Source organism: Nocardia sp. NPDC004568 (assembly GCF_040609955.1).
In the GTDB taxonomy this organism is placed as follows: Bacteria; Actinomycetota; Actinomycetes; order Mycobacteriales; family Mycobacteriaceae; genus Nocardia.
This window is the reverse complement of record NZ_JBEXLL010000075.1, coordinates 1-13656: the sequence shown is the minus strand read 5'-3', so window position 1 is coordinate 13656 and position 13656 is coordinate 1. Positions and strand designations below refer to the sequence as shown.

The following is a 13656-nucleotide window of genomic DNA, read 5'->3' as shown; positions in this document are numbered from 1 at the left end:
CAATGGGAGTTCGTACCACGGGAATTCGTATCGAACCCATGGAGCCGACCGATATCGCGGGCTGCGTGGAATTGGAACAGTTGCTGTTCCCGGAAGACGATCCGTGGCAGGCCGTGGCGTTCCGCTCCGAGCTGGCCGCGGGCTACAACCGCTACATCACCGCCCGCGACGACGCCGGGAACATGGTGGGCTACGCGGGAATCGCGCTGCTCGGTGACGCCCAGCACCCGGAGGCCGAGGTGCACACCATCGGGGTGGATCCGACCTGTCACCGGGCCGGTATCGGCACGCTGCTGCTGGAGGCCCTGCTCACCGAGGCCGGGCGGCGAGGCGGGCCGGTGTTCCTCGAGGTGCGCACCGACAACACCGCCGCGATCTCCATGTACGCCAAACACGGCTTCCACATCATCGGCCTGCGCAAGAACTACTACCACCCCAGCGGCGCCGACGCGTACACGATGCGCCGTCCCGCGCTGGAGGACGTGCCGGTGGTCTTCGGCGCCCGAACCCCGGACGGGGTGTTGTCGTGATCGTCATGGGCATCGAGAGCTCCTGCGACGAGACCGGGGTGGGTATCGTGCGCCGTCGCCCCGACGGCAGCTGTGAGCTCCTGGCCGACGAGGTCGCCTCGAGTGTGGCCGAGCATGCCCGGTTCGGCGGTGTGGTGCCCGAGATCGCCTCGCGGGCCCATCTCGAGGCCATTGTGCCCGCCATGCGGCGCGCGCTCGCGGCGGCGGGGATCACCGCGCCCGACGCCCTGGCGGTGACGATCGGTCCCGGTCTGGCCGGTGCGCTCCTGGTCGGGGTGGCGGCGGCCAAAGCCTATGCGGCGGCCTGGGATATCCCGTTCTACGCGTTGAACCATCTCGGCGGGCACGTGGCGGTGGACACACTCGAACACGGCCCCATGCCGCCCTGTGTGGCACTGCTGGTCTCCGGCGGCCATACCCATCTCCTGCACGTCGAGGATCTGTCGAAGCCGCTGATCGAATTGGGCAGTACGGTCGACGATGCCGCCGGTGAGGCGTTCGACAAGGTCGCCCGGCTACTGGGTCTCGGCTATCCGGGCGGTCCCGCGCTGGACGCGGCCGCGGTCACCGGTGACCCGGCGGCGATCGCCTTCCCGCGCGGTATGACCGGACCGCGGGACCCGCGCTACGACTTCTCGTTCTCCGGATTGAAGACCGCGGTCGCACGCTACGTGGAAGCGCAGGCCCGTCAGGGCGTCGGGCCGGAACAGCTGCCGATTCCCGATATCGCGGCCTCGTTCCAGGAGGCGGTCGCCGATGTGCTCACCATGAAGGCGGTGCGCGCGGCCCGCGATGTGGGCGTGGACACTCTGGTACTGGGCGGCGGCGCGACCGCCAATACGCGGATCCGCTCGCTGGCCCAGGAACGGTGCGCCGCGGCCGGTTTGACGCTGCGTATCCCGAAGCCCCGGTTGTGCACCGACAACGGCGTGATGATCGCGGCGCTGGGCGCACATGTGATCGGCGGCGGCGCGGCACCGTCGTCGCTGTCGGTGGCCTCCGACCCCGGGCTGCCGGTCTCGGTCAGCCAGGTGGGCTGACCCGACCCCGGCAGCCGCCGGCCGGCGGCCCGAAGTGACCGGGAACATGTCGGCGGGCCGCGACCGAGAGACTGCCGCGAGGAGGAACCGCGGCCGGATGCCTTTCGCTGCGTTCCTCATACACACGGTCCACCAGGATCGGTCCACGAGTCCGCCGGTTCACCGGGCCCTCGACGGCCGACACCTGGCCGCACCGGGGAAAACAGAAGTTCCCCGATCCGGGTCGCGGCGCGCCAGGGTCGGTGTCGTCGGCGCGAAGACGGCCGGCCGCAGGGCCCTCGTCCGGATCGGAGACCCGGGGACGACGACAGCGCCGTGTGTACGAATCCGGGTCGCCCGCCGGCCCGGGCCGGCGTCGCCCGCGTCATCCCTGGGTCCGGTGATATCGCGTATGGATACCGGGTAGCGGTGGACCGCTATCCCGCCGATCCCGAATTGGGCAGTCGAGGAGGCCGGGGAGGCGGAACCTCCAGGGTGGTCTGGGTTTCCCGTGATCCGGACGGGGGCGGCATATCCGAGGTGGACGGCTGATCCGTCGGCGACTCACCCGGTGCGGGCGGCGGGACCTGCGTGCCCGGAGTCATCCCCTCCGGGAACGGAATATGCGGCAGGTTCGGATCCGGCCGCAGGGTGGGCGGGGACGGCTCGGTGCTCGGCGTAGTGCTCGTGGACGGTTCGCCGGAGGTGGAGGGGACCTCGTCCGTCGACGGGTACGCGTCGGTGCCGGGGTCGCCGGTCACCGGAGGCTCGGCGAGCGTCGTATTCGGCTCCGCGGCATCGGCGGGCTCCTCGACCGGCTGCTGGGGAACCTCCTCGGTGGTGCCGGGCACCACGGTGGTGGTCGTGGGAGCGATGGTGGCGGTGGTGGGCAGCTGAGCGCTGCTGGTGGTACCGGCGGGGGAGACCTCTTCGTCCGAACTCGGGGCCATGGTGTTCACGCCGTACCCCACGATCAACCCCACCACCACGATGGCGCCGGCCACCGTGCCGAACGCCTTGAGCAGGGTGTTACCGGACTTGTCCGGCGTCAGGGCGCCGATCGGCGCGGCGGAGCGGGCGGTATCGGCGAGTAGCGCAGCGCCTTTCGCGATCACGGCGTCCGGGTCCGGCACCGTCAGCACCGGAAGCCTCAGGTCGTCGCGCAGGGCTTCCAGGACCGCCGGGATGTTCGCGCCGCCGCCGATCACCACCACCGCTTCCGGGGCGCGATCGGCCAGACCGAAGGTCATCGACGCGAACCGCGCCATCTCGCGCCATACGCCGGCGGTGAGCGATTCGAAATCGTCGCGGGTGAGTTTGAGCGGTTTGCCGGCGATGTGGTCGATGGTGACGGCCTGGGTCACCGACAGATGTTCCTTGGCGGTGCGGGCCCGGTTCACCAGCACACTGCGATTGGGGCGGGTGCCGCGCCGGGCGTAGTGCTGATCGACCAGGTGCCGGTACAGCAGATCGTCGACGGCGCGGCCGCTGACCGTGCCGGACCGCGCGGTGTGCAGCACGGTGCCGTCGGCCGGGTCGGCCACCGAGACGGTACAGCCGGAGGCGCCCAGGTCCACCACGGCCACCGTGGCGTACCGGTCCAGCAGGCCGGTGTCACGCAGGAAGGTGAGCGCCGCGGTGGTCTCCGGAACCAATTGCGGCTCGCGCTGTTTGCCGGTGGCGAGCCGGATGGCGTGCGCCTGCTCCTTGCTCCGGTAGGCGACCGCGACACCGGTGGGCGGGCGGTCGGCCATCACGTCGAGCCCGGAGGTCTGCGTCGCGGGCAGCTGGGTGCCGAAAACCGCCTCGTGTGAGTGGCTGGCGGGCAGCTGAGTGGTCATCAACTCGATGGAGGAGGCGACCAGATCCCCCAGATCGGAATGCGCGTCCGCGGAGACCACTCGGTAGTCGAAGGTACGGGCGCCGTTGGCCGCGGTGGTGACCAGGGCGGAGCACACGACTTCGTTGCCGGCGGAGATGCCGAGCGATGTGCGCATACTCTCTTCACCTCCCTTCGAGTGGACTCGGCGGTCGTGCCGGATGGTGAGGTCCGGGCACGCCGAAAGGTGTTCGCGAAACCGCCGTCGTCTGCGGTGAACGGTGGTTTCGCGAACAACCATCACACATGGTGTCACGATCTGTTATCCGAACGTTACAGAGTCGGAGAATTATTGGGAAGTCCTCTTTCCTTCGGTCTACCCGGCTTTCGTGCTCTCAACCCGGCGACCAGCGGGCACGGCGGATGGCGTCTTGGTGACAGCGAGACCGAATCGTTTCCAATCGGTCCTGTATTGGCAGCGCCTGCCCTTGAGCGCTGGCACTCTCATGTATAGAGTGCTAGTCGGCACCGATTGTTGCCCGGTGCCAGGCTTGACCACTGAGCAGGCGGTCCCGGCACCCGCGACGACGGGGCTGTGCGCAGGGTCAGCATCGTGACCGAATCGATGGTCCGGGACAACAGTTCCGGACGACCGTTATCCCCTGAAAGTGGAGGGCTCAACGTGGCGAGCGTGAACATCAAGCCGCTCGAGGACAAGATCCTCGTCCAGGCCAACGAGGCCGAGACGACGACCGCCTCCGGCCTGGTCATTCCCGATACGGCCAAGGAGAAGCCGCAGGAGGGCACCGTTGTCGCCGTCGGCCCCGGCCGGTGGGACGACGAAGGTGAGAAGCGCATCCCGCTGGATGTCCAGGAGGGCGACACCGTCATCTACAGCAAGTACGGCGGTACCGAGATCAAGTACCAGGGTGAGGAATACCTGATCCTGTCCGCGCGCGACGTGCTGGCTGTCGTCGGCAAGTAATCCACTGCCGCGCATGCGTTCCGCCCCGGTGTCGCACGGTGACCCCGGGGCGGAGTGCGTTGTGCCACACAACTCGAAGCGCACCAGATACAGGAGCGAAGACATATGGCAAAGCAGATCCAGTTCGACGAGCAGGCTCGCCGGGCGCTGGAGCGCGGTGTCGACAAGCTCGCCGATGCGGTCAAGGTCACTCTCGGCCCGCGGGGCCGGCATGTGGTGCTGGCCAAATCGTTCGGCGGCCCCACCGTCACCAACGACGGTGTCACCATCGCGCGTGATATCGATCTCGAGGACCCGTTCGAGAACCTCGGCGCCCAGCTGGTCAAGAGCGTCGCCACCAAGACCAACGATGTCGCCGGCGACGGCACCACCACCGCGACCGTGCTGGCCCAGGCCCTGGTGCGTGGCGGACTGAAGAACATCGCGGCGGGCGCCAACCCGATCGCCATCGGTTCGGGTCTGGCCAAGGCCGCCGACGCCGTATCGGAGGCCCTGCTGGCCGCCGCCACCCCGGTCAGCGGTGAACAGGCCATCGCCCAGGTCGCCACCGTCTCCTCGCGGGACGAGGTCATCGGCGCGATGGTCGGCAAGGCGCTGACCACGGTCGGCAAGGACGGTGTGGTCACCGTCGAGGAGTCCTCGACCCTGCAGACCGAGCTCGTCGTCACCGAGGGCGTGCAGTTCGACAAGGGTTACCTCTCGCCGTACTTCATCACCGACGCCGACAGCCAGGAAGCGGTGCTGGAGGACGCGCTGGTGCTGCTGCACCGCGAGAAGATCAGCTCGCTGCCCGACCTGCTGCCGCTGCTGGAGAAGATCGCCGAATCCGGTAAGCCGGTGCTGATCATCGCCGAGGACGTCGAGGGCGAGGCGCTGTCCACCCTGGTCGTCAACTCGATCCGCAAGACCCTCAAGGCCGTAGCGGTCAAGGCGCCGTTCTTCGGTGACCGCCGCAAGGCGTTCCTCGACGATCTGGCCGTGGTCACCGCGGGCACGGTAGTCAACCCGGACCTGGGCATCAACCTGCGTGACTCCGGTCTGGACGTGCTGGGTTCGGCGCGGCGCGTGGTGGTCACCAAGGACACCACCACCATCATCGACGGCGCGGGCAGCGGCGACGATATCGCCGCCCGCAGCGCCCAGCTGCGCCGCGAGATCGAGGCCACCGATTCCGACTGGGACCGGGAGAAGCTGGAAGAGCGGCTGGCCAAACTGGCCGGTGGCGTCGCGGTGATCCAGGTCGGCGCGGCCACCGAGACTGCGCTCAAGGAGCGTAAGTACCGGGTCGAGGACGCGGTCAGCGCGGCGAAGGCGGCGGTCGAGGAGGGCATCGTGCCCGGCGGCGGTACCGCGCTGGTCCAGGCGGGCGCCAAGCTCGACGGGCTGATCGCCGGCCTGGCCGGCGACGAGGCGGTCGGTGCCGAGGTGCTGCGCGGTGCGCTGCGGGCGCCGCTGTACTGGATCGCCACCAACGCCGGTGTCGACGGTGCCGTCGTCGTCAGCAAGGTCGGCGAGGGCAAGGAGGGCTTCAATGCCGCCACCCTCACCTACGGCGACCTGCTCACCGACGGTGTCGTGGACCCGGTCAAGGTGACCCGGTCGGCCGTGATCAACGCCGCGTCGGTGGCCCGGATGGTGCTGACCACCGAGAGTGCCGTGGTGGACAAGCCCGCCGACGAGGAAGACGACCACGGGCACGGCCACGCCCACTGATCGCGGTCCGGTTCGCCGTTTCCCGCCGGCCCGGTGGGAAACGGCCGCCGAATCGGAACGGGCCGTTCACATCCGTTGTGGAATGTGAACGGCCCGTTCTCGTATCGGTCGCCGGTCGCCGAGTGAGGCCGGGACCCCCATGCTCTTCTTCAGCCTGGTCAGACCATCGCGGATACGGGATTTGACGGTCGGTAGCCCGATATCGAGATGACGGGCCACCTCGGCGTAGGTCCGGCCGTCGTAGTAGGCGAGCGAAATCGCTTCCCGCTGGGTCTCGGTCAGGGTGCGCAGTCCGACGATCACGGCCTGATGGTCGAGTTTGCGCTCGACCTCTTCGATGACCTCGTCGTATTCGTGTCCGAGTACCCGGGCTCCGTAGGCGATCTCGCGTTGGGTGTGGGCCTGCTCGGCGCGCACCCGGTCGACCGCGCGGCGATGGGCCAGGGTCATCAGCCAGGTCACCGCGGAGCCGCGCGACGGATCGAAACTCGCCGCCGTACGCCATGTCTGCAGGTAGACCTCTTGGGTGGTCTCCTCGGCGAACCCGGAATCCTGTAGGACACGCAACACCAGACCGAAGACCCGGGTGCGGGTCCGGTCGTAGAGTTCGGCGAAAGCCTCGGCATCCGAGTGGCCGCAGCGCTGCAAGAGCGCTGAGAGCTCGATACTCTCCTGTGTCATCGGTCATAACAATAACCGCAAGCTATAACCGAGAGCGTATGCGGCCCCGCAGAAAACGCGGTGTCGCGCCGCCGGCGCGGACGCGGGGCCGCTACCTGCGCAGTCGCCGTCCGCGGTTCGTGGACGGGCCGTAGCGGCCGGGTCGTGGCGCGTGCCTCCGCCCTGCCTCCGGCTGGGCGCGACCGCGGACGGGCGACTCGCCGGCCCGTTGCCGGGCGTCCGCTTCCCCTGCGCCTATGCGCGCATTGTGAATTACGCCCGGCGGTCATACTGCCGGCAGTGTGCGGCCGCGGGTGGCGGTGCGCCCGGCGCGCGTAACTCCGTGTGCGCGGCGGTCGCGCGCGAGCCGCGGAAGGGGTTACGCCCGGCGGTGACCCATCAGACCGCCATTCGGCGCCGGTTGCGCCGGGCGTGCATCTCCCGTTCGGTTTCCGACATTCCGCCCCAGATGCCGTAGGGCTCGCTGACCTTCAGCGCGTGCGAACGGCACTGCATCAGCACGGGGCATGACCGGCAGATCTCCTTTGCGCGCAGCTCGCGTGCTGCCCGCGCTCTGCCGCGTTCTCCGTCGGGATGGAAGAACACCGCCGAGTCCACACCCCGGCAGGAACCGCGCATCTGCCAGTCCCAGACATCGGCGTTCGGTCCGGGAAGGTGGGTGGGCATGGGCATGGGGAACTCCTCGTAGACGCGAGCTCGTCGGCATTGTCGAGCGAGTGATGAGTACAACTTCTCCGGCGGTGCCCGAGCGCTCGGGCGAACGCGCGGGGCCACATGCGTCGGCCGTTGTGCACCGCTGCCGTCGGCATCCGTTGCGTTTTCGTCCGGCGCCGTCCGTGGCGATGAGTTAGGTTAGGGGTACCGAGGAAATTCCGTCAACAGTTTGGCGCCCTGAATTATCGATTCTTTGCGCGCTGAATTTAACCGCGCTGGCTGTTTACTTTCGCTAATCGCCCGGTGATACTGTGTGGTTGACCTGTTGTCGGCGCTCCCGGCCTTCCCGCTGGTCGGCGTATTCGCAGGTGGGCGCGACTCTTTCGCCCGTGCCCGACAGGCCCGGGTCGAATTTCGTCCCGTGCCGCGACCGGATGGGTTGCGGTGCCCCGATCTCGATCCGATCACAGATGGCCGGTGAGGGGCCTCCGGGTTAATTAAGTGAAACGTCCTCGAATTCGATGCGCGGTCGCTCATGGATTGATGGGCGGAGATTTACCTGATGGAAACACTGTTGATCGGATCTGTGCTGAAAGATAGCTGGGTAGCCGATTCGTCACCGCTGTTCGTGCGGTACGCCCGATGGTGGATCCGGTGCCCGGTACAGTGCATCGGTGATCGTCCCCGGCACTCGCCTCGAATCCGATTCCTGCCCAGCCGTCCACGCCGCGTTCGGTGCGCGAACGGGTCGAACCGCTGCCGAGTTGCCGGAACCGGCCGAACCCCTCGAAATGTGGTGGCGAGCGGTCGCGCTGGGTGGCGGGGGTCACTACGCCGCCGCCCGTGCGGCGCTGCGCCGCCTGTCCGCGGCGACCGCCGATCCGGTGTTGCTCTCACTCGCCGCCTCGACCCAGGGTTCGCTACTGCGTCAGCTCGGCTGGCACACGGGGGCCGCCGCGTGCGACGGCCGGGCCGCCGCACTCGTGCTGCCGTCGGTGGCTGTGGCCGCGGCCGCGACGCAACCGAAGGCTTCCGCTTCGGGGCGCCTACCCGGCGCCGATGCCGCGGGCGCCCGCGGGAATCGTGCCGGGTACCCGGCGGAAGCCGCGGCGGCGGAACTGGGTGACTACGGCCGCCGGCCCGACCCGATAGACGCCGCGGCCGACGCGTTGATCGGTCTGGCGGCCGATGCGCTGGGCGTCGGCCGGACCGCTCTGGCGACCCGGCTGCTGGATCGCTGCACCACACTGCTGGATCGCCCGGCGCCTGGATACGGCTCACCCGATGCCGAGGCCCCCGCGCGGTCGCGGGCCCGGGTGCGGTGGCACTGGGTCCGCGCCGAGACCGCTCTGGCCGACGGCCGCGGCGCGCCGGCGCTGGCCGCGGCGGAGGCCGCCCTCGCACTGGCCGAGCAGGGCCCCTCGGTCCGGCATCGGATCAAATCGCGCTTGCTGGTCGCCGCGGCCGCGAGCGCCACGGGGCAGATCGCCCGCGCCGTCGCACTGGCGGACCGTATCGATGGGGAGTGCGGTGCCTCCGGCTCGATTCCCCTGCGGTGGGCCTGCGCCATGCTGCGCGGTGGCCTGGCCGCCGGGCCGGGCGCCCGCGACACGGCGACAGCCGACGCGGAGGCGTGTCGGACGCTCATCTCCCGGCGTGGCGGGCGATTTCGGGATGCGCCTGGGTAACCCGATTTCCACCGTCTCGACCCGCAGCGCCGCCGGTGTCCTATTGTGGACCCGTTCCGCTGGACCGGCGGAAGCACCGGTCATCACAGACCGTGCCACTTTGTAACGCCAGGAATTCCGCTGACGATGACGCACACGGGCGAAGAGTTGGACCGCGCCGTCGCCGCCGCTGCGCAGGGCGACAGGTCTGCTCTAGCTCAGGTACTGGAAATGGTCCGCCCGCTGGTGATGCGCTATTGCCGCGCGCGGATCGGTGTCGCGGAGCGTGGACAACTCTCCGCGGACGATGTCGCGCAGGAGGTCTGTCTAGCGGTCATGACCGCGCTACCCAGGTATCAGGACCAGGGTAGGCCGTTCATGGCCTTCGTATACGGAATCGCATCGCACAAGGTTGCCGACGCCCATCGCAACGCCTCCCGTAACAAGGCGGAGGCGATGGCCGAAGTACCAGATGTCATATCCACCGACCACGGCCCGGAGCAACGAGCTCTCGAATCGGAAACCAGCCGGCAGATGAACACCCTGCTGGCCACCCTTCCGGAGAAGCATCGAGAGATCTTGATCCTGCGCCTGGTCATGGGTCTGTCAGCAGAAGAAACCGCAACCGCCGTGGGCAGTACGGCGGGTGCGATTCGGGTCGCCCAGCACAGGGCGCTCGCAAAATTGAAGGCACAAGTGGCGAGGGCAGGTGAAATGTATGGCTAGGGATGGCGGGCGCGGTCGGGGCGACAAATGGGCGCGGCGTGCATCGCGGAACACCGATCCCTATGCCGAGGGCTCCGGTGCCGGATCCGAACCGGTGGATATCGTGGCGGTTCGTCGTGACGACGAACTGATCGACGCTATCGCCCGTGGCGGACCCGTCCCCACCGAGAGCGCCGAGGAACTCCAGCTGGCGACATTGCTGGCGGATTGGCGGGCCGAGATCGTGGCGCCGCCGCTACCGGACGCGCCCGACCTCGATACGGTGGTCGCGGCGGTCAACCAGGAGATCGGTGCCCGGCAGGCGCGGATCAGCGCGCAATCGGGAGGCCGCTTGCGGCTGCTCCGCCCGATCGCGACGACCGCTGCCGCGCTGGCACTCGTATTCGGTGGGCTTTCCGCGTTCTCATATCAGGCCGAACCCGGCGACGCGCTGTGGCGGGTCAAAGAGGTGGTGTTCAGCGAGCAGGCCCAGAGCACCGTGGTGCAGTACGCCGGTGACGATCTGGCCGCCGCGCAGACCCTGCTCGACCAGGGCAGGCCGGACGAGGCGCGGGAAAGGCTCGAGCAGGCTTCGGCCAATACGACCCAGGTCGACGACCCGGCCAAGCGCAACGAACTCGTCGAACGCTGGAATCAGCTGTTCGAGGAGGTCCGGAAGGTGATACCGCCGGACGTCGCCGCGCAGCTCGAGCAGATCGCTCCGTCGCCCGATCCGAGCGCGCCGGTGCAGCCGTCGCGTCCCGGTGGGACCACGGAACGGCCCGGTAGCACGGTGACCACCGCTCCGGGGCCGGGAAGCGAATCGCCGTCCGATCGGCCGAGTGGCCCCGGCGGCGGTGACAAGCCGAGTGCTCCGGACATCCAGGCGCCGGATCGGCCGGGACCCGGCACCGAGCGTCCGGACACACAGGCGCCCGGTACCCACACTCCCGACACCCCGGCGCCGGACACGCAGGCCCCGGATATCGCCCCGGACGGCACTACCGTCCCGGGCGTTCCGGGTACCACCACGCCGAACGGACCGGGTGTGGACTCGGTGGAGCCGTCCACGCCGGTGCCGCCGTCCACGATCAGCACACCCGGCCCGGCCGAGCCGTCCACCCTGCCGGTTCCGCAGACCGTCGTGCCGGCCCCGTCTGTTCCCCAGCAAATTCCGACCACGGTGCCGCTGCCGGGGGGCGCCGCCAACTGAACGCCGACACACCGATGGCCATCCACTGGGAACTGTGGATGGCCATCGGTGTGTTCGGCCACGGTAGGTGTGAGTGCCGGGAACCATGCGTAGCCATGAAAAATCGATCGGCCGCCTGATACGGCCGATCCTGCCGGCGAGCCGGCTACTCCGAAGTCAACTGTCGAAGGCGTCGAACCCGTCGCCGTGGAACGCCTCGTTCATCGAAGCATCCGCGTATCCGCGACAGTAATCCCAGGTGACGTAGGCTTCCGGAGTCGGGTCGTAGGCGGGCTCGTGCGGGCGGACCGTGCCGTCGACGAGGAGCTGTAACAAATTCGCGCGCAGCATATCCCAGTCGTGATAGTGATCCTGCCGACAATCCTCGCAGCTCACCACCAGCCCGCGGATACCGCGGTGCGCCAGTAGTGCCTCGTAGACTGCGAGATCGGCGAGATCCTCCTCGACCGCAAGGCGCTCATGAGGATCCAGCGGTTCCCCCGGCTCGATGGCATCGAGCGCGGCGGACGGGTCGGCGGGGTCTCCGGCGAACGGATCCGGCGGCAAGCCAGGTGGTAGATGGTCACGCACATCCCCACGGTACGCAGAACAGGGTGGTCTGCGCCAGCCGTCCGCGCCGTCAGTTTCGGCGATGCCCTCAGTTGATCCGTGGTCCAGGCGGACCGATACCATGGTGACACGGCGCCGACGAGTACCGATAACCCGGCCACCACCGGTCAGAACAGAACCGGTGCCGTAGTCCAATCCCAGTAACAGTTCGCTATCGGGTCGCCGCACCCCGGTAGCTCTGCCGACGTCCAGGAGGGGTCGATCCGAATGAGTAATCCCGTACCGGGCGAGCGCACCGTAGTCCGCCCTCATACGGGTGGTGACGATCCGAACAAGATCGCCATGCTCGGCCTCACCTTCGACGATGTACTGCTGCTCCCCGCCGCTTCGGATCTGATCCCCAGCTCGGTCGAGACATCCAGTCGGCTGACCCGGGAGATCCGCCTGCGGACCCCGCTGGTCAGCTCCGCCATGGACACCGTCACCGAAGCCCGGATGGCCATCGCCATGGCCCGGGCCGGTGGCATGGGTGTGTTGCATCGCAATCTGTCGGTCGCCGACCAGGCGAGCCAGGTGGAAACCGTCAAACGGTCCGAGGCGGGGATGGTCACCGATCCGGTGACCTGCCGCCCCACCGACACGCTGGCCGAGGTCGACGCCATGTGCGCCCGGTTCCGTATCTCCGGGCTGCCGGTGGTCGACGAGACCGGCGCGCTGGTGGGCATCATCACCAACCGCGATATGCGCTTCGAGGTCGACCAGAACCGGCGCGTCGCCGATGTGATGACCAAGGTGCCGCTCATCACCGCCCAGGAGGGTGTCACCGCCGAGGCCGCGCTCGGGCTGCTGCGCCGGCACAAGGTGGAGAAGCTGCCGATCGTGGACGGCGAGGGCCGGCTGCGCGGGCTCATCACCGTGAAGGACTTCGTCAAGACCGATCAGTTCCCCGACGCGACCAAGGACCGCGACGGCCGGCTGCTGGTGGGTGCCGCGGTCGGTGTCGGTGACGACGCCTGGTCGCGCGCCATGACCCTGGCCGACGCCGGTGCCGATGTGCTGGTGGTCGATACCGCGCACGGACACCAGCGTCAGGTGCTGAGCATGGTGAGCAAGGTGAAGGCCGAGGTCGGTGACCGGATTCAGGTCATCGGCGGCAATATCGCCACCCGCGCCGGTGCCGCGGCACTGGTCGAAGCGGGCGCCGACGCGGTGAAGGTGGGTGTCGGGCCGGGCTCCATCTGCACCACTCGCGTGGTCGCCGGTGTCGGCGCACCGCAGATCACCGCCATCCTCGAGGCCGTATCCGCCTGTAAGCCGGCCGGGGTCCCGGTCATCGCCGACGGTGGTATCCAGTTCTCCGGCGATATCGCCAAGGCCATCGCCGCGGGCGCCTCCACCGTGATGCTCGGTTCGCTGCTGGCCGGTACCGCCGAATCCCCGGGCGAACTGATCCTGGTCGGCGGTAAGCAGTTCAAGAGCTACCGCGGAATGGGCTCGCTCGGCGCCATGCAGGGCCGCGGGCAGGCGAAGTCCTTCTCCAAGGACCGGTACTTCCAAGACGACGTCCTGGCCGAGGACAAGCTCGTTCCGGAGGGCATCGAGGGCCGGGTGCCCTTCCGTGGCCCGGTCAACCAGGTGATCCATCAGCTGGTCGGTGGCCTGCGTGCCGCTATGGGCTACACCGGTGCCCAGTCGATCACCGATCTGCAGGAAGCGCAGTTCGTCCAGATCACCGCCGCGGGGCTGAAGGAAAGCCACCCGCACGACATCACGATGACCGTCGAGGCGCCCAACTACACCGGTAGGTGAGGCTCGGTCGAGGGCGCGCACCGACGGTAAGCGCCCTCGACCCACAGCTGCGACCACAGGGACCTGGTTTGCGATCCGCACGGATCGATTCGACAGCGGACGAATGCTTCGCTGCCGCCGCAACAGTTGTGCCGGTCAACCCTCAGACGTTTCCGAGGGTCGGCGCGTCCCGGTGTTCCCCCGCGTCCGCATGCCGACCCGGACCTCGAATGCCGATGCACCCCGCATGCGTCGAGTCTTACGAGACACCTCCAAGGGTTGAGGCCCGTCTCGCCGTTTCGGCCTCGAAAGCGCCGCGCGAAGCGCAAGTCT

Annotated in this window: 12 protein-coding genes; 8 read left to right on the top strand and 4 right to left on the bottom strand. The window is 68.6% G+C overall.

What is annotated here, in order from left to right:
* The first annotated feature begins 2 nt into the window (after positions 1 to 2).
* Positions 3 to 530 carry a ribosomal protein S18-alanine N-acetyltransferase gene (gene rimI, locus ABZV91_RS26570; RefSeq protein WP_355247085.1) on the top strand — a complete coding sequence of 176 codons (528 nt, stop codon included), beginning with the start codon at positions 3 to 5 and terminating at the stop codon, positions 528 to 530.
* Complete coding sequence (gene tsaD, locus ABZV91_RS26565; protein WP_355247081.1) at positions 527 to 1570, top strand: tRNA (adenosine(37)-N6)-threonylcarbamoyltransferase complex transferase subunit TsaD; 1044 nt, start codon at positions 527 to 529, stop codon at positions 1568 to 1570. Before rimI ends, tsaD begins: the two co-directional genes overlap by 4 nt.
* Positions 1571 to 1986: 416 nt before the next feature.
* Here tsaD and ABZV91_RS26560 read toward each other — a convergent pair whose 3' ends face one another.
* Entirely contained in the window at positions 1987 to 3546 is a 1560-nt protein-coding gene (locus ABZV91_RS26560; RefSeq protein ID WP_355247078.1) for an Hsp70 family protein, read from the bottom strand.
* 504 nt (positions 3547 to 4050) lie between these two features.
* Between ABZV91_RS26560 and groES the strand changes: the two genes are divergently transcribed.
* On the top strand, positions 4051 to 4353 hold the full coding sequence (gene groES, locus ABZV91_RS26555; RefSeq protein WP_030522227.1) for a co-chaperone GroES: 303 nt from the start codon (positions 4051 to 4053) through the stop codon (positions 4351 to 4353).
* Positions 4354 to 4458: 105 nt separating this feature from the next.
* Positions 4459 to 6066 (top strand): chaperonin GroEL, encoded by a 1608-nt coding sequence (gene groL / locus ABZV91_RS26550; protein ID WP_355247076.1) that lies wholly within the window; start codon positions 4459 to 4461, stop codon positions 6064 to 6066.
* A 66-nt stretch (positions 6067 to 6132) separates the two neighbouring features.
* Here groL and sigK read toward each other — a convergent pair whose 3' ends face one another.
* Both sigK and ABZV91_RS26540 read right to left on the bottom strand, forming a co-directional pair.
* Positions 6133 to 6747, bottom strand: coding sequence for an ECF RNA polymerase sigma factor SigK (gene sigK, locus ABZV91_RS26545; protein ID WP_355247073.1), 615 nt, complete (start codon positions 6745 to 6747; stop codon positions 6133 to 6135).
* Positions 6748 to 7125: 378 nt separating this feature from the next.
* Positions 7126 to 7419: a WhiB family transcriptional regulator gene (locus tag ABZV91_RS26540; RefSeq protein WP_030522224.1), complete on the bottom strand. Its 294-nt coding sequence runs from the start codon at positions 7417 to 7419 to the stop codon at positions 7126 to 7128.
* 656 nt (positions 7420 to 8075) lie between these two features.
* Between ABZV91_RS26540 and ABZV91_RS26535 the strand changes: the two genes are divergently transcribed.
* From ABZV91_RS26535 to ABZV91_RS26525, 3 genes are all read left to right on the top strand, one after another.
* Positions 8076 to 9089, top strand: coding sequence for a hypothetical protein (locus ABZV91_RS26535; protein ID WP_355247070.1), 1014 nt, complete (start codon positions 8076 to 8078; stop codon positions 9087 to 9089).
* Positions 9090 to 9215: 126 nt separating this feature from the next.
* The gene (locus ABZV91_RS26530) at positions 9216 to 9794 is read left to right on the top strand and encodes a sigma-70 family RNA polymerase sigma factor (RefSeq protein WP_039826602.1); all 579 of its coding nucleotides are present in this window, start codon (positions 9216 to 9218) and stop codon (positions 9792 to 9794) included.
* Positions 9787 to 10986 carry an anti-sigma-D factor RsdA gene (locus tag ABZV91_RS26525; RefSeq protein ID WP_355247067.1) on the top strand — a complete coding sequence of 400 codons (1200 nt, stop codon included), beginning with the start codon at positions 9787 to 9789 and terminating at the stop codon, positions 10984 to 10986. The genes ABZV91_RS26530 and ABZV91_RS26525 overlap by 8 nt, the downstream gene beginning before the upstream one ends.
* 156 nt (positions 10987 to 11142) lie before the next feature.
* Here ABZV91_RS26525 and ABZV91_RS26520 read toward each other — a convergent pair whose 3' ends face one another.
* Complete coding sequence (locus tag ABZV91_RS26520; protein WP_030522220.1) at positions 11143 to 11556, bottom strand: DUF5319 domain-containing protein; 414 nt, start codon at positions 11554 to 11556, stop codon at positions 11143 to 11145.
* A 246-nt stretch (positions 11557 to 11802) separates the two neighbouring features.
* On the opposite strand from ABZV91_RS26520, the gene guaB reads away from it, so the two are divergent.
* Positions 11803 to 13344 (top strand): IMP dehydrogenase, encoded by a 1542-nt coding sequence (gene guaB / locus ABZV91_RS26515; RefSeq protein WP_355247064.1) that lies wholly within the window; start codon positions 11803 to 11805, stop codon positions 13342 to 13344.
* Positions 13345 to 13656: the final 312 nt, after the last annotated feature.

What these genes read in the sequence shown, in the direction of transcription:
- rimI (WP_355247085.1), top strand. Translation starts at nt 3, where the DNA reads ATGGGAGTTCGTACCACGGGAATTCGTATCGAACCCATGGAGCCGACC.
- ABZV91_RS26560 (WP_355247078.1), bottom strand. Translation starts at nt 3,546, where the DNA reads ATGCGCACATCGCTCGGCATCTCCGCCGGCAACGAAGTCGTGTGCTCC.
- groL (WP_355247076.1), top strand. Translation starts at nt 4,459, where the DNA reads ATGGCAAAGCAGATCCAGTTCGACGAGCAGGCTCGCCGGGCGCTGGAG.
- sigK (WP_355247073.1), bottom strand. Translation starts at nt 6,747, where the DNA reads ATGACACAGGAGAGTATCGAGCTCTCAGCGCTCTTGCAGCGCTGCGGC.
- ABZV91_RS26540 (WP_030522224.1), bottom strand. Translation starts at nt 7,419, where the DNA reads ATGCCCATGCCCACCCACCTTCCCGGACCGAACGCCGATGTCTGGGAC.
- ABZV91_RS26530 (WP_039826602.1), top strand. Translation starts at nt 9,216, where the DNA reads ATGACGCACACGGGCGAAGAGTTGGACCGCGCCGTCGCCGCCGCTGCG.
- ABZV91_RS26525 (WP_355247067.1), top strand. Translation starts at nt 9,787, where the DNA reads ATGGCTAGGGATGGCGGGCGCGGTCGGGGCGACAAATGGGCGCGGCGT.
- guaB (WP_355247064.1), top strand. Translation starts at nt 11,803, where the DNA reads ATGAGTAATCCCGTACCGGGCGAGCGCACCGTAGTCCGCCCTCATACG.